Source organism: Streptomyces sp. TAA486, from assembly GCF_000426165.1.
This window is the reverse complement of the sequence record NZ_AUEV01000032.1, coordinates 1-1,386: the sequence shown is the minus strand read 5'-3', so window position 1 is coordinate 1,386 and position 1,386 is coordinate 1. Positions and strand designations below refer to the sequence as shown.

Sequence of the window (1,386 nt, the reverse complement as noted above, 5' to 3'; positions counted from 1 at the left end):
CGTCCTGAACTTCGACGACGATGACGTCCTGAACTTCGGCGCGGATGCGGCCGAGCCGTCTGACGCTACTGGCGTCGGTGCCGATGATGCGAATTCCGTCGTGGGTGGCTCGCCGGGGGTGCCCGGGGAGCCTTTCGGCGTGGACGGGCTGTCTGGCGCTACCCCTGCCGATGACAGGGAGTACTGGCCCGAGCTCGATGAGGTGGACTGGAACTTCGGCGGGGACGCGGACGAGCCGTTTGACGGTTTTGGTGGGCTCCGGGGTGGTTCGCCGCATACGGGTGTGGATCCGTTGGTGGCCGGGTGGCCGGTTGGTTATCCGATCACGGTGGAGGGGCCGCGGTCGGGGTCTCCGGATCGGGTGGAGATTGGGGAGATGCCGCGGCTTTACGGTGCGGGTAAGTTCCCTGAGAATCGCCCGGCAGGTGACTGGCATGAGGTGGTTCTCCCCGAGGTCGATTTGGGCCGGGCGACGGGGAGTTCATCCTTGCCGGGTTATGAGGTATCGGACAACGGGTGGGTGCGGTTGTCCGGGGATGTGGTGCTGCGGCCTGAGGGGTGGCGGCTTTTCGGGCCTGATGTGGTCCAGGTTGTTCCGGGTGTGGAGGGGCTCGACCCTGACCGTGGTTTCGTGTTGCGCGGTGACGGCTGGATCGGTGAGATCGACAACTGGGACGCGCTCACGGCGCGTTTCCCAGGCGAGCTGGGAGATGCGTCCCGTAAGTACCACCTGGTGGTGGACCCGGACCAGGAGGGCCGTCCCGGGGTTTATCTGGTTCCGGAGGCCGGCGACGAGTCGGGTATCACGATTCCGTTTGTCCCTGACCCGGAATTGTCCGGACCGCTTGCAGGGTCCGGTCGCAGGGACGCGGAGGCGGGTGATGTTTCGGGGTCCGTGGGCTCCGGTGCGGGGCAGCCGCTGGGTGAGGTCGGGCATCTGTCAAGGGATGATGCTCAGTTCCTGCGGGGGGCTGTTCTTGGCTGGGTTCGCGAGTCCGTCTCGAAGGGCGAACTCGCCGTGGACTTGGCGACCGTGGTTGCGTGGCACGAGGAGCTTGCCGCGGAGGCCGCGGAGCGCGGGGGCCGGTATCTGGGCTTGAATCTGCGTGGTCGTGGGCGGGTCATCGCGCAGCGGCTGATAGCCGAGGAATTGGGTGTGGATCCCGGTCGGGTGTTCACGCAGCCGGGTGGGGTCCGGGGCGATGTGGATCCGGTGCAAGAGGGTGGCTCGGGTCCGGTCACGGCTGGCCACCGGGACGGCGGGGATCGGCCGGTGCCCGCTGATCTGGAGGGTCCTGGTTCCGCGAAGCGGGTCAGGTCCGACCTGTCGGGCGTGGAGCAGGGGATTGAGGCGCTGAGTCTGGATGATGTGCGCGCCAGGGTGCA

The 1,386-nt window shown here is 67.4% G+C and carries 1 protein-coding gene; it reads left to right on the top strand.

Annotated elements, in window-relative coordinates:
* Positions 1–1,386, top strand: a 1,386-nt coding sequence (locus I004_RS36535; protein ID WP_037978191.1) for a hypothetical protein, incomplete at both ends; no start/stop codon positions are given.